Annotated in this window: 30 protein-coding genes; 13 read left to right on the top strand and 17 right to left on the bottom strand. The window is 61.8% G+C overall.

What is annotated here, in order from left to right; translation table 11 throughout:
- Window positions 1–65 precede the first annotated feature (65 nt).
- Window positions 66–479, top strand: coding sequence for a MerR family transcriptional regulator (locus B9A97_RS27650; protein ID WP_084369062.1), 414 nt, complete (start codon window positions 66–68; stop codon window positions 477–479).
- A 9-nt stretch (window positions 480–488) separates the two neighbouring features.
- Entirely contained in the window at window positions 489–947 is a 459-nt protein-coding gene (locus tag B9A97_RS27645) for a cupin domain-containing protein (protein WP_084369061.1), read from the top strand.
- Window positions 948–956: 9 nt separating this feature from the next.
- On the opposite strand, the gene B9A97_RS27640 is transcribed toward B9A97_RS27645, so the two are convergent.
- Together B9A97_RS27640 and B9A97_RS27635 are read right to left on the bottom strand one after the other, a co-directional pair.
- Window positions 957–1,319, bottom strand: coding sequence for an HVO_A0114 family putative DNA-binding protein (locus B9A97_RS27640; RefSeq protein ID WP_084369060.1), 363 nt, complete (start codon window positions 1,317–1,319; stop codon window positions 957–959).
- The gene (locus tag B9A97_RS27635) at window positions 1,300–1,599 is read right to left on the bottom strand and encodes a toxin-antitoxin system TumE family protein (protein WP_084369059.1); all 300 of its coding nucleotides are present in this window, start codon (window positions 1,597–1,599) and stop codon (window positions 1,300–1,302) included. Before B9A97_RS27635 ends, B9A97_RS27640 begins: the two co-directional genes overlap by 20 nt.
- A 251-nt stretch (window positions 1,600–1,850) precedes the next feature.
- On the opposite strand from B9A97_RS27635, the gene B9A97_RS27630 reads away from it, so the two are divergent.
- On the top strand, window positions 1,851–2,342 hold the full coding sequence (locus tag B9A97_RS27630; protein WP_084369058.1) for a GNAT family N-acetyltransferase: 492 nt from the start codon (window positions 1,851–1,853) through the stop codon (window positions 2,340–2,342).
- A 33-nt stretch (window positions 2,343–2,375) separates the two neighbouring features.
- Window positions 2,376–2,945: a DJ-1/PfpI family protein gene (locus B9A97_RS27625; protein WP_084369057.1), complete on the top strand. Its 570-nt coding sequence runs from the start codon at window positions 2,376–2,378 to the stop codon at window positions 2,943–2,945.
- A gap of 10 nt (window positions 2,946–2,955) precedes the next feature.
- Here the strand turns inward: B9A97_RS27625 and B9A97_RS27620 are convergent, their stop codons facing one another.
- Entirely contained in the window at window positions 2,956–3,159 is a 204-nt protein-coding gene (locus B9A97_RS27620; RefSeq protein WP_084369056.1) for a hypothetical protein, read from the bottom strand.
- A 118-nt stretch (window positions 3,160–3,277) separates the two neighbouring features.
- Entirely contained in the window at window positions 3,278–4,186 is a 909-nt protein-coding gene (locus B9A97_RS27615; protein ID WP_084369055.1) for a LysR family transcriptional regulator, read from the bottom strand.
- A gap of 100 nt (window positions 4,187–4,286) precedes the next feature.
- Here B9A97_RS27615 and B9A97_RS27610 point away from each other — a divergent pair, with 100 nt between their 5' ends.
- Together B9A97_RS27610 and B9A97_RS27605 are read left to right on the top strand one after the other, a co-directional pair.
- Complete coding sequence (locus B9A97_RS27610; protein WP_084369054.1) at window positions 4,287–4,730, top strand: cupin domain-containing protein; 444 nt, start codon at window positions 4,287–4,289, stop codon at window positions 4,728–4,730.
- 41 nt (window positions 4,731–4,771) lie between these two features.
- Window positions 4,772–5,227, top strand: a complete 456-nt coding sequence (locus B9A97_RS27605) for a cupin domain-containing protein (RefSeq protein ID WP_084369053.1) — start codon at window positions 4,772–4,774, stop codon at window positions 5,225–5,227.
- 57 nt (window positions 5,228–5,284) lie between these two features.
- On the opposite strand, the gene B9A97_RS27600 is transcribed toward B9A97_RS27605, so the two are convergent.
- From B9A97_RS27600 to B9A97_RS27585, 3 genes are all read right to left on the bottom strand, one after another.
- Window positions 5,285–6,202: a c-type cytochrome gene (locus tag B9A97_RS27600; RefSeq protein ID WP_084369052.1), complete on the bottom strand. Its 918-nt coding sequence runs from the start codon at window positions 6,200–6,202 to the stop codon at window positions 5,285–5,287.
- Between the two features lie 299 nt (window positions 6,203–6,501).
- Window positions 6,502–6,945 carry a c-type cytochrome gene (locus B9A97_RS27590; RefSeq protein WP_084369050.1) on the bottom strand — a complete coding sequence of 148 codons (444 nt, stop codon included), beginning with the start codon at window positions 6,943–6,945 and terminating at the stop codon, window positions 6,502–6,504.
- A 178-nt stretch (window positions 6,946–7,123) separates the two neighbouring features.
- Window positions 7,124–7,762 carry a LysE family translocator gene (locus B9A97_RS27585; protein ID WP_084369049.1) on the bottom strand — a complete coding sequence of 213 codons (639 nt, stop codon included), beginning with the start codon at window positions 7,760–7,762 and terminating at the stop codon, window positions 7,124–7,126.
- A gap of 130 nt (window positions 7,763–7,892) precedes the next feature.
- On the opposite strand from B9A97_RS27585, the gene B9A97_RS27580 reads away from it, so the two are divergent.
- Entirely contained in the window at window positions 7,893–8,573 is a 681-nt protein-coding gene (locus tag B9A97_RS27580) for a helix-turn-helix transcriptional regulator (protein WP_084369048.1), read from the top strand.
- Between the two features lies 1 nt (window position 8,574).
- Here the strand turns inward: B9A97_RS27580 and B9A97_RS27575 are convergent, their stop codons facing one another.
- The 5 genes from B9A97_RS27575 to B9A97_RS29980 form a co-directional block, all read right to left on the bottom strand.
- On the bottom strand, window positions 8,575–8,940 hold the full coding sequence (locus B9A97_RS27575) for a response regulator (protein WP_084369047.1): 366 nt from the start codon (window positions 8,938–8,940) through the stop codon (window positions 8,575–8,577).
- Window positions 8,941–9,145: 205 nt separating this feature from the next.
- The gene (locus B9A97_RS27570) at window positions 9,146–10,015 is read right to left on the bottom strand and encodes a metallophosphoesterase (RefSeq protein WP_084369046.1); all 870 of its coding nucleotides are present in this window, start codon (window positions 10,013–10,015) and stop codon (window positions 9,146–9,148) included.
- Window positions 10,016–10,138: 123 nt separating this feature from the next.
- The gene (locus B9A97_RS27565; RefSeq protein ID WP_084369045.1) at window positions 10,139–10,387 is read right to left on the bottom strand and encodes a DUF2188 domain-containing protein; all 249 of its coding nucleotides are present in this window, start codon (window positions 10,385–10,387) and stop codon (window positions 10,139–10,141) included.
- A gap of 4 nt (window positions 10,388–10,391) precedes the next feature.
- The gene (locus B9A97_RS27560; protein ID WP_084369044.1) at window positions 10,392–10,718 is read right to left on the bottom strand and encodes a hypothetical protein; all 327 of its coding nucleotides are present in this window, start codon (window positions 10,716–10,718) and stop codon (window positions 10,392–10,394) included.
- Between the two features lie 57 nt (window positions 10,719–10,775).
- Window positions 10,776–10,940, bottom strand: a complete 165-nt coding sequence (locus B9A97_RS29980; protein WP_179145419.1) for a hypothetical protein — start codon at window positions 10,938–10,940, stop codon at window positions 10,776–10,778.
- A 202-nt stretch (window positions 10,941–11,142) separates the two neighbouring features.
- On the opposite strand from B9A97_RS29980, the gene B9A97_RS30375 reads away from it, so the two are divergent.
- Window positions 11,143–11,271, top strand: coding sequence for a hypothetical protein (locus B9A97_RS30375; protein ID WP_280164104.1), 129 nt, complete (start codon window positions 11,143–11,145; stop codon window positions 11,269–11,271).
- A 469-nt stretch (window positions 11,272–11,740) separates the two neighbouring features.
- On the opposite strand, the gene B9A97_RS27555 is transcribed toward B9A97_RS30375, so the two are convergent.
- Window positions 11,741–12,343 (bottom strand): superoxide dismutase, encoded by a 603-nt coding sequence (locus tag B9A97_RS27555; RefSeq protein WP_084369043.1) that lies wholly within the window; start codon window positions 12,341–12,343, stop codon window positions 11,741–11,743.
- Window positions 12,344–12,549: 206 nt separating this feature from the next.
- Here B9A97_RS27555 and B9A97_RS27550 point away from each other — a divergent pair, with 206 nt between their 5' ends.
- Entirely contained in the window at window positions 12,550–12,873 is a 324-nt protein-coding gene (locus B9A97_RS27550) for a hypothetical protein (RefSeq protein ID WP_084369042.1), read from the top strand.
- Between the two features lie 30 nt (window positions 12,874–12,903).
- Here the strand turns inward: B9A97_RS27550 and B9A97_RS27545 are convergent, their stop codons facing one another.
- The 3 genes from B9A97_RS27545 to B9A97_RS27535 all read right to left on the bottom strand — a co-directional run bounded on the left by B9A97_RS27545 (window position 12,904) and on the right by B9A97_RS27535 (window position 15,010).
- Window positions 12,904–13,239: a YkgJ family cysteine cluster protein gene (locus B9A97_RS27545; RefSeq protein WP_084369041.1), complete on the bottom strand. Its 336-nt coding sequence runs from the start codon at window positions 13,237–13,239 to the stop codon at window positions 12,904–12,906.
- Between the two features lie 70 nt (window positions 13,240–13,309).
- On the bottom strand, window positions 13,310–13,942 hold the full coding sequence (locus B9A97_RS27540; protein WP_084369040.1) for a CatB-related O-acetyltransferase: 633 nt from the start codon (window positions 13,940–13,942) through the stop codon (window positions 13,310–13,312).
- Between the two features lie 186 nt (window positions 13,943–14,128).
- Window positions 14,129–15,010: a branched-chain amino acid aminotransferase gene (locus B9A97_RS27535; RefSeq protein ID WP_084369039.1), complete on the bottom strand. Its 882-nt coding sequence runs from the start codon at window positions 15,008–15,010 to the stop codon at window positions 14,129–14,131.
- 256 nt (window positions 15,011–15,266) lie between these two features.
- Here B9A97_RS27535 and tam point away from each other — a divergent pair, with 256 nt between their 5' ends.
- Both tam and B9A97_RS27525 read left to right on the top strand, forming a co-directional pair.
- Window positions 15,267–16,043, top strand: a complete 777-nt coding sequence (tam, locus tag B9A97_RS27530) for a trans-aconitate 2-methyltransferase (protein ID WP_084369038.1) — start codon at window positions 15,267–15,269, stop codon at window positions 16,041–16,043.
- Window positions 16,044–16,154: 111 nt separating this feature from the next.
- Window positions 16,155–16,406, top strand: coding sequence for a DUF982 domain-containing protein (locus tag B9A97_RS27525; protein WP_084369073.1), 252 nt, complete (start codon window positions 16,155–16,157; stop codon window positions 16,404–16,406).
- 28 nt (window positions 16,407–16,434) lie between these two features.
- Here the strand turns inward: B9A97_RS27525 and B9A97_RS27520 are convergent, their stop codons facing one another.
- Window positions 16,435–16,959 (bottom strand): cupin domain-containing protein, encoded by a 525-nt coding sequence (locus B9A97_RS27520; protein ID WP_084369037.1) that lies wholly within the window; start codon window positions 16,957–16,959, stop codon window positions 16,435–16,437.
- Window positions 16,960–17,079: 120 nt separating this feature from the next.
- On the opposite strand from B9A97_RS27520, the gene B9A97_RS27515 reads away from it, so the two are divergent.
- The gene (locus B9A97_RS27515) at window positions 17,080–18,084 is read left to right on the top strand and encodes an SHOCT domain-containing protein (protein ID WP_084369036.1); all 1,005 of its coding nucleotides are present in this window, start codon (window positions 17,080–17,082) and stop codon (window positions 18,082–18,084) included.
- A 124-nt stretch (window positions 18,085–18,208) separates the two neighbouring features.
- Window positions 18,209–19,033, top strand: a complete 825-nt coding sequence (locus tag B9A97_RS27510) for an aldo/keto reductase (protein WP_084369035.1) — start codon at window positions 18,209–18,211, stop codon at window positions 19,031–19,033.
- The last annotated feature ends 207 nt before the right edge of the window (window positions 19,034–19,240 follow it).

Raw genomic sequence — 19,240 nt, 5'->3', positions numbered from 1 at the left:
CTGCTTCGTCATCTTGAAGGTAATCTCTCTAGTCACTAGAGCTTCAAGAGGCTTTGAGAAGAAAAATGCTATCCATCGGCGAACTGGCCAAACGCACTGGCGTCAAGGTGGCGACCATCCGCTATTACGAGCAGATGGGGCTGATCGCAGCACCTGATCGGTCCGAAGGCAACCAGCGGCGCTATGAGAAGACCGATCTGGAGCGGCTTTCCTTCATTCGCCATGCCCGCGACCTTGGCCTCACCATCGAGGCGATCCGCGATCTCCTGGCGCTGTCTGCCCATCCGGAGCAGCCCTGCGGCGAGGCCGATCGCATTGCCGCCGACCATCTGCGCGATGTGCGGGCCAAGATCGAGAAACTGCGCAAGCTGGAGCAGGAGCTTGAGCGGATCGTCTCCCGATGCGGCGCCCATACGGTGGGTGACTGCTATGTGATCCGCGCGCTTTCGGATCACGGCCTTTGCGACACCGAGCATTAAGGGCTGACCATGCCAATCATCCGCGCCGAGGATGCGCCATTGGAAGAGGGGACCGCCGAGGGCTTCAATGCCGAACTCGGGCCTTATTCCGCGCGGTTGCTGAGCGATACCGGTGGCCTCACCCAGTTCGGCGCCTTTGTCGAAACCCTGCCGCCCGGCTCCCGCTCTTCGCGAAAGCACTGGCATGAGCAGGAGGACGAGTTCGTCTACCTACTATCCGGCACGGTCATCCTGCATGAGGGCGACAGCGAGAGCGTGATGCAGCCAGGCGACGCCGCGACCTTCAAGGCCGGCGTGCCCATGGGCCATTGCCTTGAGAACCGGTCGCAGGCCGACGCGACTTATCTGGTGGTCGGCACCCGCTCTCCGGACGAGGTGGTGCACTATCCCGACCACGACCTGCACCTGACCAAGGTGAATTTCGTCAAGCGGCTGACGGACAAGTCGGGGAATGTGGTGGAGCGGTGAACCGACAACTCAGGCCGCTGCGTCGATGTCGAACTCGAAATGAATGCGGTCGTAGGGAAAGATCACGCCGCCCCGCTCCGCCCTATCGATCACCCCGCTCTTCAGAAGTTTGTCGACGTCTGCATGGACACCCTTGAAGTCCCGGTTGACCCGACGAGCGACCTCGCGGATCGAGAGAGGCCCCTGGCCGGCCATCGCCTTGACGATATCCAGTCGCTTGGGCGCCAGGACCTTGTGCATGAGATCCCAGGAAGGGAAGGAAAGACTGTATTCGCCGACCTGATCGTCCTGCAGATCGGTCACCCGGAATGCATCGGCAAACGCCGCCATCGTCTCTTCAAGGCTCTCGATCTTAACCTTCAGGGTTGCCATCTACCCATTCCTTCACATCCACCAAGAAATCTGCCGTCAAGGCATCCATGCCGGCAAATACATAGGGCAATTCCCGATCCCCGAGATGCCGGTGGTCGCCCTTTCCAGCCTCGTTGTCATACCGAAGCACGCATTCGCCGCCAGCGATCAGCGCCAGGCTATATTTGAAATCATGCCTGCTGCCGCGCACCGAGAGCGGCACCTGCCATATCAGGATCTCCACAAACACATCCTCGCGGATGTAGTTGCGCATTTTTCGGATCAATCGGGCCTTTGCCATGCAGCCATAACCTATGCCGATGTAATGTACTCCATCAGCGGTTCAAGGAAAAGATGGCGATTGACATCGCCGAAAATCCGGCGCATTGATCGCGGCATGATCGACACGCGCACCATCATCTCCTGCACGTATTTTTGGGCCTACCTCTAGAGGCGGCCCGACAGATCGACATGTCAACAGGCCGCCGTCAGGCGGCCTTGTTGTTTCAACCAAGCTCTCCCTGACGGCGATACGAACAAAGGGAAGCGACAATGACCGAAGATACAGACATAACCCTGGAACGGCCGCCCGTGGTGGTTATCCGCAATGCCAAGCCGCGCGACCTGCCGGAGCTCAATGCCATGATCGCGGCCCTGGCCGCCCATCATGGCGATGCCGCCGCCATCACCCCGGAAAAGCTGGAGCGTGACCTGTTTGGCCCGATGCCCTGGATCACCGCACTGGTGGCCGATAGCGGCGAAGACGGGCTGATCGGCTACGCCATTCTGGTGCCGCTCTACCGAGCCCAAGAAGGCAAACGCGGCATGGACCTGCATCACCTCTTCGTGCGCGACGGCCAGCGCGGCAATGGCATCGGCCATCATCTCGTGGCCCGCGCCCGCGAGATCGCCCGCAAGTCCGGCTGCGACTTCCTCTCGGTCAGCGCCGCCACTGGCAATTTCGCCGCCCATCGCTTCTATGAGAATCTCGACTTCGTGCCGCGTCCCGTGACCGGCATGCGCTATATGCAAGCCTTGAGCTGAGCGGACCGATCGAGCACGAAGAAGGAGAGTAACATGACCCGTATCGTGGTTGCGCTTCAAAATGACTATGCCGATTGGGAGCCTGCGCTGCTGATGGCGGCCACCCGCTACTGGCTGGGATGCGAGATCGTCACAGCAAGCCCAGACGGAAAACCTGTCGTTTCCATGGGCGGGCTGAAGGTCACGCCCGACATCAGCTTCGATGCGATCGATGCCGCGCAATTCGACGCGCTTGTCATTCCCGGTGGCTATGCCTGGGAAAAGGGCGTCGCGCCTGATTTCACCGAGATGGTCAGCCGCTTCCACAAGGACGGCAAGGTGGTGGCCGGCATCTGTGCCGCCGCCAGCGCGCTGGCTGCAACTGGCGTGCTCAACGACATCGGACACACCGGCAACCGGCTGGAATCGCACCAGCAGTATCCTGAGTACACGGGCTCAGCGCGCTATCTCGACCAGCCCAAGGCGGTGAGCGACGGGCGCGTGGTGACGGCGGCCGGATCCTCGCCCGTCACCTTTACCGTCGAGATCCTGAAAGCGCTCAACCTCTGGGGACCGGAGGCGGAGATGGAACTGGCCGCATTTTCTGCGGAACATCGGGGTTAGCAGAGCCGCCTCAGTGTCGCACCGGCGGGTTTTTCGACCATTGCTGCAGGGTTTCCTTGATAAGGATGAGGGCGGCCTGCTGGGCCTGCTCCTTTTCCCGGGGGTCGACAATATGCTGGAGCCGGTCGCGGAAGGCCCTGACAGTCTCCATCACCCAGCGATGCAACTGAGGATCTGGATAGTTCTGCAGAAGCGCCTGAAGGGCGCCTTCCATCCTCGCAGTTTCTGGACTCAAATCATCGCTCCCGGCGCATTTCATCGCGGGCAAAATGCCGCAACAGGCTTGCGCCACGCTGGTTCAAGCGCGCCCGGCGGCCAAGGCGTGGCGCGGCTCAGATGGCCAGCGCGTCCTTCGGCAGCCACTTGATGAGGAAATCGGTGAAGCGCCTGACCTTCGAGGCAATATGCTTGTTGGCCGGAAAGACGGCATGGATGGGGACGGAGCCGATGGTCCAGTCCTCCAGGACCCGCACAAGCCGGCCATCGCGGAGTTCAGGAATGATTTCGAACATCGGCAGCAAAGTGATACCGGCGCCGGCAACCGCGACATCGCGCAGGCTGATGCCGTCGTTGGCGAGGTAGCGCGGCACGATCGGGATGCGGATTGTCTGATCATCCCTTCGCATCATCCAGACATTGCCCCAGCGCAGCCCGGAAAAATGCAGGCATGAATGCTGAGCCAAGTCCATGGGCTGTATCGGGGTGCCATAGCGCGAGAGGTAGTCGGCAGAGGCGCAGATGACCAGCGGAGAATCGCCGATATGCCGGGTGACCAGATTGGGCTCCACGGCGATGGTGCCACGGATGGCAAGGTCATAGCCTTCTTCAATCAGGTTGACGGCCCTGTGGGAGAAGTTGATATCGATGGAGACGGCGGAGTTCTGCTTCAGAAACTCCCCGATGATTGGCGCCAGATACAATTGCGCGAATTCGGGCGGCGCGGTTATCTTTAGTCGGCCGACGACCTCTTCCTGGTAGCTCAGCGCCGCGCGCTCGGCTTCTCGGATCTGCGGAAGGATGCCGACAAGCGAATGGTGATAGGCGATGCCGGCCTCGGTCAGGACGACATTGCGGGTGGAGCGATGCAGGAGCCTCACGCCCAACTTCTTTTCCAGTGCCTGCACCTGCGCGCCCACCGTGGCGCGGGACATTCCCAGTTCTTCCGCTGCCTTAGTGAAACTCAGGTGTCTGCCGACGGTGAGAAAGGCAGCGATGCCTTCAAGCGGATCGAGGGATTTCATGGGCGATTATCCAGTCAATGATGCTTGATCATCGGTCTTATCATTTCAGCGGCTTTCGTTAAATCCGCCCTCACCGAAATCAATCGAGAGGACAGAGGAAATGACGAGCTTTACTCAAGCAGCGATCTCCCGCACCGGCGGCAAGCATGTTGCCATGATCGCCGGCCCCAACAGGATCAGGATATCACCTGACGATACCGGCAACCGCATGACGGTTCTGGAATGCACGGTTCCATCCGGCCTGGGCCGGCAGGACGAGGTTTGCGCCGGGGAAGATCGGCTTTTTCTGGTGCTCAAGGGTGCGTTCAGCTTCTGGAGCGGCGAGCAGTATGTCGAACTGGCGCAAGGCGACTGCATCGCCCTTCCCGGCACCCTGCCGCACCGATTTCGCAATATCGGCACCTCGACTGGAACACTCCTGGTCATCGCCAAGCCGGCACCCCAACACGCCGGATACACCGCGGCATCCGCGCCGGATGCGGCAGGCGAGACCCGCAACACTGGCCGCCTCTTCCCCATCACCATCAAGGCCAATGCGGCCTGACGGCTTTCAACAACCATCCCATTCCCCGGAAAGAAACCACCATGATGACCACCGCAGAGAACCTTTGGTTCATGACCGCCAATCTTCAGGTTTGCCTGAAGCAGACCGACAATGCCGAGGGCATGTCCATCATCGAGCATCGCATGGCCAAGGATTTTGGACCGCCGCTGCATGTTCACCACCACGAAAGCGAAACCTTCTACATCCTCGAAGGGCGGTTTCGTTTTCAGTGTGATGGCAAAATCATCGAAGCCGGCGTCGGGGATACGGTTCATGTACCCAAGGGGATCGTACATAGCTTCCGCGTGATCTCTGCCTATGGCCGCTTCCTGACGATCACTAGGGGGGATTTTGAAAAGATGGTACGTGCCGCCTCCCGTCCGGCCGAAAACGAAGGGCTGCCCGAACAGCTTCCCCCAACTGTCGAACAGCAGGAATCGCTGTCGCGGCTCTGCAGCGCGCACGGCATCGATCTGCTCGGCCCACCGATTGCCTGAACATCCATCTGGGCGCCGTCCGGGGAACCGTTCAGGTTCCCGGACGCACTATAATCCTCACTGCACCGCGGGGATTGCCTTGAGATAGGCGGCGATGGCTTCGCGGTCTTCGGCGGGAAGCTGCGCCATGTTCTTCTGAACCTCGACCATGGAGCCGCCGACGGAATCGAAATCCGGGGTGAAGCCCGAGGTCAGATATTCGACGATTTCCGACTCGCTCCAGCCGCCCATGCTTTTCGAGCCCGGGGTGATGTTGGGGATGGAGCCCTCGCCTTCCGGGTTCGGGCCGCCTGCGAGCCATTGGCCAGACTTGAAACCACCAAGCGCATCGCGCGGCGTGTGGCATTCGCCGCAATGGCCGGGGCCTTCGACAAGATACTGGCCGCGTTTGACCTTGTCGTCGGCGCTGGCGAGCGTGACCCGCGGTTCGTCGTTGAAATACAGGAATTTCCAGCCGCCCAGCACCAGCCTGACATTGAACGGGAACGGCAATTCATGGGCCGGCGCTACGCTGTTGCTGGCCGGCAGGGTCTTCATAAAGCCGTAGAGATCGTTGATGTCCTTGGCCTGCAGCCGCACATAGGAGCCATAGGGGAAGGACGGATAGAGATGTTCGCCATTGCGACCGGTGCCCAGCGTCATCGCATCACCAAATTCCGCCAGCGTCCAGGCGCCAATCCCGGCATTGGGATCAGGCGAGATATTGGGCGCGTGGAATGTGCCGAAGGGGCTCTTGAGTGGCGCGCCGCCCGACAGAACCAGCTTCGCTTCGCCTTCCGCGCCCGGCGCTGCATGACAGCTGACGCAGCCGCCGGCCCAGAAGATGCGCTCACCATTGGCGAGATCGGGCTCGCCCAGGTTTGCCCAATGGCTCTCCGGCTGCTTGGCCGGCCGCGTCACCATGACGAAACCGACGCCACCGATCACCCCTAGAGCCGCCAAGGCACCAACCGTCTTCAGCCATATCGACGCCATGCCGACCTCCGTGTTTTCTATTTTTTGGGCCGCGCGTTTGGCGGGCCGAAAATTGATATTGGTATATGGCAACCCCCCTCTGCCCTGCCGGGCATCTCCCCCTCAAGGGGGGAGATCGGGATGCCGCACCCGCTCATCCGATCAAAGCGCGCCAATCCGTGAAGATTTGCGAAAGGAAGCCGCGAGTCGATCTCCCCCCTTGAGGGGGAGATGCCTGGCAAGGCAGAGGGGGGTATCCACCCACCAACAGTTGGCCAAACCACCCGCCAGCGAACGCCGCTCTGCCCCGCCGAAACCGCTTACTTCTTCAGGCGGTAGGTCTGATGACAGTCGCCGCAGGTGCCGCCGATGGCCTTCATGGCTGCGCCAACGCCGGCCTGGTCTGCGGGCATGGCGGCGAGCTGGGTATCAGCGGCCGAGGCGAGCGCCGCGGACTTCGCCTTGAAGTCTGCCATGTTTTCCCAGATCTTCGGGCTGGCTTCGGTATCCATACCCGTTTCGGAGCCAGCGGGGAACTGGTCCGGGAAGGCCTTGCCAACTTCGGAGAGCTTAGTCAGCGAAGCCTGCACCACGGCGGCGTCATAGGGCTTTTCGCCCTTGGCGATCGCACCGAGCGCACCCAGCGCACCACCGACCTGCTTCATCATTTCCTGACGCACGGCCTGGGGTTCGCCGGCAGCCACCGCGGCGCCCACTCCGAAGATCGCGACTGCAGCCGCGGCCAAGGCAATTTTCAGCTTCATAAATTCAACTCCGTTGGTGGTGGGCCGGCGCACCGGCTGTTCTTGGGACATGACGCCGCGATGTTTGCAGGATCGTGCGACAGGAATGAAGTCACAAATGGGTGAATTACTAAAACATAGTCAAACGGTTGAAACTCCATCACTAACTTCCCGTGATCGGCGCATTTTGACGCAGGTCTTAGAGCAACACGGAATAACCCTGCCAGAACGTCACGCAGGCCGCTGCAATCAGAAGAAGCCCTGCGGCGCGTCCGGTCCAGATGGTGGCGGCGGGCGAGCCGATCAGGAAGGCGCGCGCCCGTGTGCCGGCCAGCGCCACCGCACCATAAACGACGAACTGCACGGCGGCGGTGATGACGCCCATGACCAGTCCCTGAAGCCAGAAGGGGCCGAATTCAGGCCGCAGAAATTGCGGATAGACGGCCAGCACGAAGAGATAGGCCTTGGGATTGAGTAGGCAGGTGGCAAGCGCGCGCCGGAAGGTCACCAGCGGCGGCACGGCCTTGATATCGCCAACGCCGGAGACGGTGATGGAACTGCGCACCAGCGACAGGCCGATCCAGACCATATAGACCGCACCGACCAGCAGCAGCGGCAGAAACAGGCCGGGGGCGAAGGTCACCAGAAGACCGGCGCCCAGGGTGCCATAGAGCGTGTGGACCGCGCCACCCGCCATCATGCCTGATGTGGCGGTGAGGCCGGCGGAGCGACCGCCCGAAAGCGCGCTGACCAGCACGAAGATCATGTCCATGCCCGGCACCACGATGATGCCGGTGACCAGCAACAGGAAAAGCCAGAGAGTTTGTGTGTAGTCCATGTCAGGAGGTCCTTGTCGATAGGGCTTGCCGCAAAGGCAAATTCAGGCGAAAATTCAAGCCTGCTGACCCTTTGTTTAGCGGTGGCCAACTGACAGGGGTTTGTCAGTAGCGGATGTGGGATCCCAAAAAATGCGCAAGGCCTCCCGGCTGTTCGAGATCATCCAGGTGCTGCGGCTGGCGCGCGGCGTGGTGACGGCGGCCGAGCTTGCTGAGCGGCTTGAGGTGACCGTGCGCTCGATCTATCGCGACATCGCAGCGCTGCAGGCGATGCGCGTGCCGATCGAGGGGGAGCGCGGGCTGGGCTATATCCTGCGGCCGGGTTTCGACCTGCCGCCGCTGATGTTCACGGCCGAGGAGACGGAAGCGATCGTGCTGGGCCTCGCGCTGCTGGGCCGCACCGGCGACCAGGCCCTCACGGCCGCGGCGCAATCCGTGAATGCCAAGATCACCGCAGCCGTGCCCGAACCCTTGCGTCGCAGCCTGCAGTCACGGGCGCTCTATGCCTGGGGCGCGCGAGCCCCCGCGCCCGAGACCATCGACCTCTCGATGCTGCGACAGGCGATCCGCGACGAGCAGGTGCTGGCGCTGACCTATCGCGATGCCGAGGGACGGGAGACGGCGCGCATGATCAGGCCGATCGCGCTGATCTATTACTCGCAGACCATGAACCTAGTGGGCTGGTGCGAAATGCGCCAGGCGATCCGCAATTTTCGCTTGGACCGCATGACGGCCTGCCACGCCGAAGAGCGATACTTCCGAGGCGAAGGCGACCGGCTGCGGCAGGCGTGGATTGCGGGGTGGGTGGGATGACTTACGCGCTCACCCGGCCGATGGCCTCGATCAGTTTGGTCGGTTCGAAGGGCTTGACGATCCAGCCGGTGGCGCCGGCCTTGCGGGCGCGTTCCTTCTTTTGCGGATCGCTTTCCGTGGTCAGGACCAGGATCGGGATAGCGCGGTATTTTTCGAGGCGGCGCACCCGCTCGATGAAGCCGAAGCCATCGAGGCGCGGCATGTTGATATCGGTGATGATCACATCCGGATCGGATTCTTCAAGCGCCTCAAGACCATAGACTCCATCCTCGGCCTGAACCGTCTCGAAGCCCGCGCTGGTCAGCGTCTGCAGCAAGACGGAGAGAATGGTGCGGGAATCGTCGACTGTCAGGATTTTCTTCGTCACGGGATGCCTTGCCTCAGCGTTGAACGCGCGAACCCCTAGGGCAGCGTCCCCGGAGTTGCTACAGTATTCGCAAGACATATCTAATATTGAATTAAATAATAGCGTGGTCTTGGCCTGATCTGACCGAATCCGCCAAAATGCGTGAGGGGGATCTGGCCGATCCCCCGCCAATCCGCTTGCAAATCTTTGGCCCAGCCACGCGTGCTTATTGTTCCGCAGGAGCGGGGCTCGACAGCGACAGGCGACGGCTTTCCTCGCGGCCGAAGCCCCTGATGTCGAGACGGTCCTGATAAAGTTCTGCAATCGCGAAGGCGTTATGCGCCTCGGTGTCGACCATGCCCTTGAAATTGACAAAGTGGGTATGGCCCAGCAGCCCGTAATTGCCGGCGTGATAATGGCCGCAGAAATAGGCGATGGCCGCGGGCGCATCGGCAATCAGCTTCGCCACGCGCGGCGCATCCCACAGGCTGTGATCGGTAAAGGGATGAAGCGGATAATGACCAAGCACGATGGCGCGCTCGCCCCGTTCGGCGGCCTGCGCCAGCTGCCGCTCGAGCCAGGAAAACTGGGTCTCGCTGATGCCGGCATTCCACGCCATGGCGTTGGGGACGCCGGAAGCGGTGAGCGTCGCAAGCTTTGCCTTGGCCTGCGCCCGACGGGGATCGCCGGGCGGCGGGGCAAAGGTGGAGATCTCATTGCCATCCAGCACGATCAGCCTGACGCCCTTGCGCAGGAGATGGTGATAGGGCGCGGGCATGCCCAGACGGCGATGTATCGTGGCAAGATGTTCCTCTGCGACCGCGAAATCGTGATTGCCGGGCAAGAGGATGAGCTCATGGCGCGAGCGGGCCAGAGCCTTCAGCACGGGTGCCAGATTGTCGATGCCATGATCGATCAGGTCACCCAGTACCACCACCGCATCCAGCGCTTCGCGCTCGAAGACATCCATGGCCTCGGCGATTTTGGCGAGGCTTTTCGCATAGAAGCGGTCGTGCACGGGATTGGGCGGAACGGGCGCATATTGCGGATCGGCGATGATGCCGAGGCGAAGAATGGGAAGGTCTGTGGCTGTCATGAGCGGGGCTTAGGACAGACCGATGACAGCGATGTGACGAACCGGCACCCCAAACGAAATCGAGGCCCGCTGGGTAAGCGGGCCTCGCACGTAACCTGTCAAGGTGGGGGCAACCCGGACAGGCTATCTCACTTCGTCGATGACCTCGGCCTGGGGCCGATCGCCGCCATCGACGTGTTCGCTATGCCACTCGCCGGACGCGTCCTGATAGCTGATCTCGGCGCTTTCGCCGCCGACCTGCTGCTCCCGCGCCACCCGCTGCGCTGCCTTCAGCGCGGCGTCGTGGCTTGGAAAGCTTTCGGAAAACACGTCGCCAAGCTTGTAGGCGTAGCCGCCGTCATGTTCGACGATGCGATAGGTCACGCTGGGCATTCAATCAGTACCAGCGGCGATGGCTGTCGCGGGTCGTCTGCGCCGAGGTGCCGACGAGGTAGCCGATGATGCCGCCGATCACGCCTGCGGTGAGCAGCGCGCCGGATGCGGCGGTCGGATGTTCACGGAATACACCGGCCATCGTTTCGGCTTCGGCGCGGGTATAGCCTGCGGCGTCCTGGGCGCGGCGCGATGCGGTATCGACCACCTCGCTGGTCCGGTCGCGCAAGGTGGAAGCCGTCTTGGAGCCCTGACGGGAAATCGCGTGCGTCAGTTCGGCGACCTGGTTCTGCAGGTTGCGTAGTTCGGACTGCATGTTGGAATCGGCCATGGGGGTTCCTTTCGGTCATGGTTTACTGGAATTGGGTGGTCCGCCGCCCCTTGGCGGTTACGCCTCGGGTTCGCTGTAGAAACGTCGCCGCCCGGCATTGGTTCCTGCCTCGCCCAAAATTCTTTTCTGGCTGTCATCCTTGGCGGTGCGCAGGCTCTTGAAAGGGCCTGGTTTGGGGGCTATCGATTTGATGTGCCGTGTTGTTTCGTGTTCGTCCGGCATTGGGAGAACCTGACCCGCCCCGCCACCAGCAGCCGTCGACGTCGATGCCTGGCCGGGCGCGTCCCTTTCGCTCATGGAACAGAGTGAACGTGCCTCGGCGCATCCGCGCCCAGTGATCTCAAAGGCGCTCCAGCGCCCAACATCCTCAGGTCGCCGGCCTGGGAAGACCACAAGCCGAAAAATTCATTCAGGGAGAAGACAGATGGCCAAGGGACAAGTCAGAAGCAACAAGGAAACCCGCAAGCCCAAGAAGGACAAGGCCCCGCCAAAGGCAGCCCCGACCCTGGGCAGCCAGGTGAAGGACGCCGGAAAGACCGCTCCGAAAAAGTGACCTGAAGGCCACCCCGCGGCGCGCGACGGTATGCCGTGCGCGCCGCCACCAACGTTGAGAAAATCGACTGACAACCGCTCTGCAAGTCTACGCGAAAACGTCGGCAGCGCGGCGGCCGGCACTATCAGGACATCAGATCCCGGATGATAGAGCGGATAGGCGCGTGCGGGAAATGGCTGCTTTCCTGCGCCATGCGATAGAAGTCGCGGCTTGCATGAAAAGCCACGCCCCACATGATCAAGCTCGTTAACAAGCAGATGATGAAATAGTGAGCACGCATACCGAATTTGTAACGTCTCATTTTGGCACAGGCAACAATTGATAGCGATTTTCGTGCCGATCGCTGGGTCAAATTTGGGTTATCAGCAGACTTGACGATGGGCGAACTGCCACCCCTCCTGCGCGTGGTAACGAAAACGCCCGGCGCATCGCTGCACCGGGCGTCCTGCAATCGATCGCGGATCGAAGATTACTTCGATGCGGCTTCGTACATTTCGAGCACGTAATCCCAGTTGATCAGGCTGTCGACGAAGGCTTCGAGATACTTCGGACGGGCGTTGCGGTAGTCGATGTAGTAGGAGTGTTCCCAGACATCGACGCCGAGGATCGGCGATGCGCCGTGAACCAGCGGGTTTTCGCCATTCGGGGTCTTGGAGATTTCAAGCTTGCCGCTCTTGACGGAAAGCCAGGCCCAGCCGGAGCCGAACTGGGTGGTGCCGGCAGCGATGAAATCAGCCTTGAACTTGTCGTAGCCGCCGAGATCCGAATCAACAGCCTTCTGCAGCGCGCCCGGAAGCGACTTGCCGCCGCCGCCCTTCTTCATCCACTTCCAGAAATGGATGTGGTTGTAGTGCTGGCCGGCATTGTTGAACAGGCCGGCATTGGTGCCGAACGACTTCTTCACGATCTCTTCCAGCGACAGGTCGGCCATGCCGGCTTCAGCGGCCAGCTTGTTACCGTTGTCGACATAAGCCTTGTGGTGCTTGTCGTGGTGATATTCGAGGGTTTCCTTCGACATGAACGGAGCGAGCGCTTCGTAGTCATAGGGCAGTTCGGGCAATTCGAAAGCCATGGCAATATCTCCTCTTGGCATTAGATTGCGTGCAATGCGGCGGGTGAGCCGGAACATAGGAGGGGAAGTGTTGGGAGGCAACCTGCCTTATGCCAAATTGTTGCCGGGCCGCAAAAGTTTGTGCTCCGCCCTGTCTTGCGAATGTCAAATTCTACCCGCAGCCTGCGCGCCGCACGACCCGTCGATATCAGAAAAAGGACATCAGCATGATCCGTTTCCTCCTGCCGCTCAGCCTGGCGCTTCTCGCCAGCACCCTTCCCGCCTCTGCTTCATCAGGCGATGCCTGGGCCGAGTTTGCCGCCAAGGTGAAGAAGCAATGCCTTGCGGCCGCCGTCGGCAGCCTGGAGAAACCCGCCATCGCCGTCGATCCCTTCGGCACCGAAAGCTATGGCGTGGCAGTGCTCTCGGGCAAACCCAAGGGCGCCAAAGGCAGCGTCAGCTATCTCTGCGTCATGGACAAGCAGAGCGGCAAGGCCGAATTGGGCAGCGAATTGGGCGCCGATGTGCTGACGGTGAAGATCGGGAAGTGACGCGGCGCTCGCCTGGCGGATGACATTTGGTCAAAAATACACATCGACATCCGGCAGGACATCGACCGGCAGTCCCAGGGCCTCGCGGGCCATGATGCATTCGGGATCTCCCGGCATGCAGGTGCGGCAGACCTGAGGCCTGTCGGCATAGACAGCGCAGCCGACATGCTTGCCAAGCTCGCCCGTCAGCGCCGTGCAGCGGCCAGCCTCGAATTTCATGCCGCTCTGATCGGCGGCAATGAATTTTTCCGGGATTTTGGCGATTTCCTCGTCGGTTTCCAGGGAGAAGCGCGGCCAGTCCGCCTGATAGGCGCAACAGGCTCCGCAGGTCTGGCAATCGAAGATATCGGGGGGCGAGGTTTCCATGTCCTGCTTTGAACCAGCGTGCCATGTTAGGCAATAGCGGATGCCCTGCCACGGGACACCCAAGATACAATCAAGCCGCCTTCAAAGCCTCCAGGTCGCCACCTTCAAGAGCCGTCAGATTGGCCTCGATCTTATCAATAGGCCAGTCCCACCAGGCGATCTCCAGAAGCTGCTCGATAACATCTGCCGGATAGCGCATGCGGATGATCTCTGCGGGATTTCCTCCGACAACAGCATATGGCGGCACGTTCCTTGCCACAACGGCACGGGCGGCGATGATAGCGCCATGACCGATCCGAACACCGGGCATGATTGCAGCATCATGTCCGATCCAGACATCGTGACCAACAACGGTATCGCGGACGGGCAAATCCTTGTAGCCAAAGGTCTCTGGCTTGAAGATGCGGAACGGATAAGTGGTGAAGCCAGACATCGGATGATTGGCCGAACTGGTAATGAAATAGCTTCCCCGAGCAATCTGGACGAATTTGCCGATCAGCAAGCGCTCGCGGCAGCCATGTCCCAGATAGGGCGCCAGAATCTGCGCCGTATCTTCCGGTCTGCCCGCATGGGTGAAATAGCTGTATTCGCCGATCTCAATTCGCGGATGATCGACGACATTCTTGAGATAGACGGTATCGGTGTAGAGGCTGCCGTCCGGCAGCGTGATGGGATGAGTTGCGGTCGAATCGAGCAGCGGCATGGGACCCTTTGGCAGAGTTCGAGGAGATCAGTGGAGCGAGAGTAGGTTTCTCGCTCCGCCCGATCCATCCGGCTCCCGAAATGCCGTCGATGATTTTTTTAGATGAGACATTCCCCGACGGATCGCGGTGTCACTAGCAGGACATGCCTCGAAACATCTTCGGGCCGCTCAATCTTAAGCCAACAATCACGCATCATTTCCCTGGCGAGCCCAGTCCATGTAGAGGTCCAGCGCCTTGCGGGTCACGGGGCCTTCCTGCAGTTCGCGGGCGTCGAGCTTGGTCACCGGCACGACCTTGGAATAGTTGCCGGTCTGGAAGATCTCGTCGGCGTCCAGGAAGTCCTTGACGGTCAGCGTCATCTCGCGCACCTCGAAGCCGGCCTGGCGCAGGAGGCCGATGATGCGGGCGCGGGTGATGCCGGCGAGGAAGGTGCCGTTGGGGATAGGCGTCATCACCACGCCGTCCTTGACCATGAAGATGTTCGAGGAGGCCGTCTCCGCGACATTGCCGTTCAGGTCCAGAGCCAGCGCATTGTCGAAGCCGCGCGCGCGGGCCTCGGAGATCATGCGGCCGGAATTGGGATAGAGGCTGCCGGTCTTGGCCGCGGTCATGGCCACCTCCGGCGACGGGCGGCGGAAGGGCGAGACGGTGAGCGACGAGGGCTTCGCCGTATGCATCGGCGCCTCGAACAGGCACAGCGCGAAGCGGGTCGATTCCGGATCGGCGGCCACAACGCTATAGGGCGTGCCGTGTTCGGCCCAATACATCGGCTTGATGTAGATCGCGGTCTTGCCGTCGAATTTCTTGACGCCTTCCCAGGCCAGCCGCTCGATCTCTTCCGCCGGCATTACAGGGTTCATGCCCATGTTGACGGCGGAGCGGTTCACGCGGCGGCAATGCTCGTCCAGGTCGGGCGCGATACCATCAAACCAGCGGGCGCCATCGAAGACGGTCGAGCCGAGCCACATGGCATGCGACGTCGGCCCGATCAGCGGCGGATTGCCCGATACCCATTCGCCATCGACATAGGTCCAGGTGGGGGTGCGGGGCGAGGTATCGACAGCCATTTCGGTCTCCAATGTCTTGTGTTGGCTGCAGGAAAGGACAGGTGGGGCGCCAAGGTCAAGCGCAATCGCGCGCGGAGGGGCAAATGGCAAGAAAGCGTCCGGGATTCCCCGGGATTTGAAAGATAGATGCGCGATATCAACGCCTTGACGAATGGGTCCATCACAAAAAATGATGTGGTCACGGACTTATCTTTGCCGCAGCGGCGCGACATATCCCCTGCCAGAGGATGCCGCAACAGGAGAGGAGACGCCCGCCATGGCCTGGTCAGCGCAGCAATATCTCAAATTCGAAGACGAACGCACGCGGCCGGCCCGCGATCTCCTGGCCCAAGTGCCGCTGACAAGCGCGCAGCGCGTGATCGACATGGGCTGCGGTCCGGGCAATTCCACGGAACTGCTGGTCGAACGGTTCGGCGCATCGGCGGTCAGCGGCCTGGACAGCGATGCCGACATGCTGGAGAAGGCACGGGCGCGGCTCCCGGGCGTGCCCTTCGTGATGGCCGATCTCGCAAAGTGGCGCCCGGTGGAAAAGGCGGACCTGCTCTATGCCAATGCCGTGTTCCAGTGGTTGCCGGATCACCTGACCCTGCTGTCCTCGTTAATGGACGGGTTGAACCCGGGCGGCGTTCTTGCCGCGCAGATGCCGGACAATCTGGCCGAACCGAGCCATGTGGCAATGGAGGAAGCGGGGGCAGCAGGCCCCTGGTCTTCAGCATTCGAAGGCGGCCGCATCCGCCGCGCCGCCCTGCCCTCGCCTGCCGACTACATGAACGCGCTGATGCCGAAATCCGCCCGCGTCGATGTCTGGCACACGCATTACTACCATCCGCTTGATAGCACGAAGGCGATCGTGGAATGGGTGAAGGGCACGGGGCTTCGCCCCTATCTCGACGCCGTCGGTGCGGGCCAGGAGGCCGCCTATCTCGAGACCTATGAGGGACTGCTCAAGCCGCATTATCCTGAACTGGCCGATGGACGGGTGCTGCTAAAATTTCCGCGGCTGTTCATCGTTGCCGTAAAGGCCGGGGACTGAGCGATGCGCGGTCGTGCGCCGGGCGAACGGTTGCCAAATTTTCCGCCCGCCGATATGCAGCAAGCGACACCAGCGGACCGACCCGCTGCCGCTGACCGAAAGCCCGCCGCCATGACAAAAACCTGGAGCAAGCCCGTGATCCTCGCCCTTGGCGAAGACGGCGCCGACGTGACGATCGACAGCACGGAGGCGGCCTCCTGGGCAATGATCGAGGACTGGCCGACGGATGACGGCGAAGCGCTCGACAGGGCCCTGCTGGTCTGCGCCGCCGTGGTGGAGCGCAAGGGCAAGAAAACCGACGACGACGCCCGCAAGGCATTTATCGCGGCCGCCATCGAGGCGGGGATCGCGGTGAAGGCGTGAGGGGCTAAGGCGGCTACTTGATCTCCGTTCAGTCGGCCTTCTGACCGCCCCTCTCCTCCCGCAACCGATCCGGCAGGCCGTCGTGGTCGCCGAGGAGACGCGGCGGGCAGTCGGGCCACCAGTCGGGCCGGACGCTCTGTTCGGGGTTCAGCGGATAATAGACGCGGTTTTCCCTGAGGTTGCTTTCGCCGACCACCAGGAGGGTGACCTCCTCCTGCGTATTGTTGAGGAAGCTATGGCTGAGGCCGGTGCCGGCGGGGAAGCCGACGGCATCGCCCGGCTTCAGACGATGCAGCCTGCCATCCAGCCAGACATCGGGCGCGCCGGTCAGCACGTAGACGAATTCCTCCTCATGGCTTTCGGCATGGGGAAAAGAGGTGCGCCGGCCCGGCGGCAGGCGCTCATGGTTGATGCCGATCCGGGTCAGGCCGAGGTGTCGGCCAAGCGGGGCGCGAAACGACAGCAATTCGCTGTCGCCGTCATATTGGCCGGGTTTCGGCCGCTCCACATCGCTCCAATGGGCGATGCAATCTGGACTTTCGGTCTTGTTCATGGTGGGTGTCCTCCTACATGAAAGGTAGGTTATGGCCTGCCATCCGGTTCCAACAAGAGCCGCGTCGCACAGATCACAGGAAAGCACGGCCGCGCCGCGCGCCAACAAGGACATCGCCCGATGAGACCGCTCAGTGAAGAAGGCCACAGGATCGTCAGCGAGATCGCCCAGCGCCATGACGTCAGTACCGCGGCCGTGGCGCATCTGCTTGTCGCGGTGATGGCCGGCAATGGCAGCCAGGCGCAGTTCAACCACCCCGATCTCGGCGGCATGGGGCAATGGTCACGCGGCGGTATGATCATGATCGGCGACATGTTCAACAATGGCTTGAAAGCCAAGGTGGATGCGCTGTGCAACGAACTGTCCGCCCTGGTGCGCAATCCGGACCTGTTCGGCCCCGCCACCAGCAGCTATCAATCGCAGTCGCAAGGTGGCAGCGCCTATCAGGATCAATACCAGGGAGACCTTCTCGGCAGCGGCGTCAGCCTGTTCGTGCCGGGGTCACAGCAGCGCTCGGGCGGCTGGCCGGAAGAGCTTGGCCAGCCCTCCTCCACCGGCGCTCAGAACAATCTGCGCTATGCCTTCTTTCCCGCCATGCGGCGGCTGCTGATCGACAATGCCGGGCGCATCACGGTCTATGACACCCGCGACCACCAGATCGGCGGATTTTCGCAGCAGCAGGGGGGCGACCAGTCGCTGACCTTCACCTCGCAATATGGCCTGGTGCGGGTCGCGGATCTCGAAATCGTCTCCCCGGCGCAGGATCGCCCTGACGACGCCCCGCCGCCATCCACGGCCTTTCCGCCGCGGACCGAGACGTTTGCGGCCGCGGCGACGCCGGATGAGCCGGATTGGGATGCGCCTGAGGAAAGCCATGCGGTGGCGCCGGCCCCGATCGCAGCCCCGGTCGCAGTACCAAGCCCCGCGCCAGAGCCAATCCCGGCGCCGATAGTAGCGTCAAACGGATCATCGAACGCCCCCGCCTTCCAGCCATCGAGGGCCGAGACCCGAGGGGGCGATGATATCATCGGCATGATCGAGCGCCTGGCCGGGCTGCGCGACAAGGGCATCCTGACCGCTGCCGAATTCGAGGCGAAGAAGACCGAATTGTTGGGCCGGCTGTAACAGCGGCGGGGCAAGGCCTTGACCCCGGCGCGGGGCGCAACACCTTGGCCCTCCGACCTTTCTTATCTGCATCACCCCGTGCGTTCCGGCATGGGACCCTTTCATCGATACGAGGAGATAGTTCATGGATATTGTCACCGCCAATGGCGCAGCCCTTCCCGCACTTGGTTTCGGAACGTTTCGCATGCCAGGCGAGGAGGTCTTGAAGATCCTGCCGCTGGCGCTGAAGGTCGGCTTCCGCCATGTCGATACGGCCCAGATCTATGGCAACGAAGCCGAGGTTGGCGAAGTGATCTCCGGTTCGGGTATCGCCCGGGAGGATATCTTCCTCACCACCAAGGTCTGGGTCGACAAGTTCGCCCACAAGGATTTCATTCCCTCAGTCGATGAAAGCCTGCGGAAACTCAAGACCGATTATGTCGACCTGCTGCTCCTGCACTGGCCGCAAAGCCCGGTGCCGCTGGCCGAGCAGATCGGCGCGCTGAACGAGGTCCGTAAGGCCGGCAAGGTGCGCCATATCGGCGTGTCGAACTACAATACCGCGCTGATGGGCGAGGCCGTGGCGCTGTCGGATGCGCCTATCGTCACCAACCAGATCGAGTATCACCCCTATCTCGACCAGGCCAAGGTGCTGGCGGCCGCGCGTTCCTATGGCATGTCGGTCACCGCCTATTATGCCATGGCCAATGGCAAGGTGCCGAACGAACCCCTGCTGGCCGAAATCGGCGCGCGATACGGCAAGACGGCAGCACAGGTGGTGCTGCGCTGGCTGATCCAGCAGCAGGGCGTGGTGGCGCTCTCCAAGACGGCCACCGAAAGCCGGCTCGGCGAAAACTTCGCCGTGTTCGACTTCCTCCTGACCGGCGACGAGATGGCCGCCATCAGCGCCTTGGCGCGGCCCGATGGCCGCATCGTCAATCCGGGGCATCTCGCGCCCCAGTGGGATTGAGGGCTCGGGATCAGCGAGCCAATCTATAAGGCCGTGAAACGGCGCGTCGCTTGCAGGGCAACGTACCGCTCTGGATACCCCCCTCTGCCTTGCCAGGCATCTCCCCCTCAAGGGGACTGTTGCAAAATTCGGCTGATGTGATTCAGTTGGTTTGCAGCGATTTGAGGGGATTTGATGTCTGTTCGACGGGATGGCCAGTTCAGTTTT

The organism is Rhizobium sp. RU36D (assembly GCF_900176345.1).
Taxonomy (GTDB): Bacteria; Pseudomonadota; Alphaproteobacteria; order Rhizobiales; family Rhizobiaceae; genus Allorhizobium.
Note: the sequence above shows the minus strand (reverse complement) of the source record. Positions and strands in the feature narration are given on the sequence as shown.

Excerpts from the sequence above, each read along its gene's own strand:
- B9A97_RS27650 (WP_084369062.1), top strand. The coding sequence starts at position 66 with ATGCTATCCATCGGCGAACTGGCCAAACGCACTGGCGTCAAGGTGGCG.
- B9A97_RS27645 (WP_084369061.1), top strand. The coding sequence starts at position 489 with ATGCCAATCATCCGCGCCGAGGATGCGCCATTGGAAGAGGGGACCGCC.
- B9A97_RS27640 (WP_084369060.1), bottom strand. The coding sequence starts at position 1,319 with ATGGCAACCCTGAAGGTTAAGATCGAGAGCCTTGAAGAGACGATGGCG.
- B9A97_RS27635 (WP_084369059.1), bottom strand. The coding sequence starts at position 1,599 with ATGGCAAAGGCCCGATTGATCCGAAAAATGCGCAACTACATCCGCGAG.
- B9A97_RS27630 (WP_084369058.1), top strand. The coding sequence starts at position 1,851 with ATGACCGAAGATACAGACATAACCCTGGAACGGCCGCCCGTGGTGGTT.
- B9A97_RS27625 (WP_084369057.1), top strand. The coding sequence starts at position 2,376 with ATGACCCGTATCGTGGTTGCGCTTCAAAATGACTATGCCGATTGGGAG.
- B9A97_RS27620 (WP_084369056.1), bottom strand. The coding sequence starts at position 3,159 with ATGGAAGGCGCCCTTCAGGCGCTTCTGCAGAACTATCCAGATCCTCAG.
- B9A97_RS27615 (WP_084369055.1), bottom strand. The coding sequence starts at position 4,186 with ATGAAATCCCTCGATCCGCTTGAAGGCATCGCTGCCTTTCTCACCGTC.
- B9A97_RS27610 (WP_084369054.1), top strand. The coding sequence starts at position 4,287 with ATGACGAGCTTTACTCAAGCAGCGATCTCCCGCACCGGCGGCAAGCAT.
- B9A97_RS27605 (WP_084369053.1), top strand. The coding sequence starts at position 4,772 with ATGATGACCACCGCAGAGAACCTTTGGTTCATGACCGCCAATCTTCAG.
- B9A97_RS27600 (WP_084369052.1), bottom strand. The coding sequence starts at position 6,202 with ATGGCGTCGATATGGCTGAAGACGGTTGGTGCCTTGGCGGCTCTAGGG.
- B9A97_RS27590 (WP_084369050.1), bottom strand. The coding sequence starts at position 6,945 with ATGAAGCTGAAAATTGCCTTGGCCGCGGCTGCAGTCGCGATCTTCGGA.
- B9A97_RS27585 (WP_084369049.1), bottom strand. The coding sequence starts at position 7,762 with ATGGACTACACACAAACTCTCTGGCTTTTCCTGTTGCTGGTCACCGGC.
- B9A97_RS27580 (WP_084369048.1), top strand. The coding sequence starts at position 7,893 with ATGCGCAAGGCCTCCCGGCTGTTCGAGATCATCCAGGTGCTGCGGCTG.
- B9A97_RS27570 (WP_084369046.1), bottom strand. The coding sequence starts at position 10,015 with ATGACAGCCACAGACCTTCCCATTCTTCGCCTCGGCATCATCGCCGAT.
- B9A97_RS27565 (WP_084369045.1), bottom strand. The coding sequence starts at position 10,387 with ATGCCCAGCGTGACCTATCGCATCGTCGAACATGACGGCGGCTACGCC.
- B9A97_RS27560 (WP_084369044.1), bottom strand. The coding sequence starts at position 10,718 with ATGGCCGATTCCAACATGCAGTCCGAACTACGCAACCTGCAGAACCAG.
- B9A97_RS29980 (WP_179145419.1), bottom strand. The coding sequence starts at position 10,940 with ATGCCGGACGAACACGAAACAACACGGCACATCAAATCGATAGCCCCC.
- B9A97_RS30375 (WP_280164104.1), top strand. The coding sequence starts at position 11,143 with ATGGCCAAGGGACAAGTCAGAAGCAACAAGGAAACCCGCAAGCCCAAG.
- B9A97_RS27555 (WP_084369043.1), bottom strand. The coding sequence starts at position 12,343 with ATGGCTTTCGAATTGCCCGAACTGCCCTATGACTACGAAGCGCTCGCT.
- B9A97_RS27550 (WP_084369042.1), top strand. The coding sequence starts at position 12,550 with ATGATCCGTTTCCTCCTGCCGCTCAGCCTGGCGCTTCTCGCCAGCACC.
- B9A97_RS27545 (WP_084369041.1), bottom strand. The coding sequence starts at position 13,239 with ATGGAAACCTCGCCCCCCGATATCTTCGATTGCCAGACCTGCGGAGCC.
- B9A97_RS27540 (WP_084369040.1), bottom strand. The coding sequence starts at position 13,942 with ATGCCGCTGCTCGATTCGACCGCAACTCATCCCATCACGCTGCCGGAC.
- B9A97_RS27535 (WP_084369039.1), bottom strand. The coding sequence starts at position 15,010 with ATGGCTGTCGATACCTCGCCCCGCACCCCCACCTGGACCTATGTCGAT.
- tam (WP_084369038.1), top strand. The coding sequence starts at position 15,267 with ATGGCCTGGTCAGCGCAGCAATATCTCAAATTCGAAGACGAACGCACG.
- B9A97_RS27525 (WP_084369073.1), top strand. The coding sequence starts at position 16,155 with ATGACAAAAACCTGGAGCAAGCCCGTGATCCTCGCCCTTGGCGAAGAC.
- B9A97_RS27520 (WP_084369037.1), bottom strand. The coding sequence starts at position 16,959 with ATGAACAAGACCGAAAGTCCAGATTGCATCGCCCATTGGAGCGATGTG.
- B9A97_RS27515 (WP_084369036.1), top strand. The coding sequence starts at position 17,080 with ATGAGACCGCTCAGTGAAGAAGGCCACAGGATCGTCAGCGAGATCGCC.
- B9A97_RS27510 (WP_084369035.1), top strand. The coding sequence starts at position 18,209 with ATGGATATTGTCACCGCCAATGGCGCAGCCCTTCCCGCACTTGGTTTC.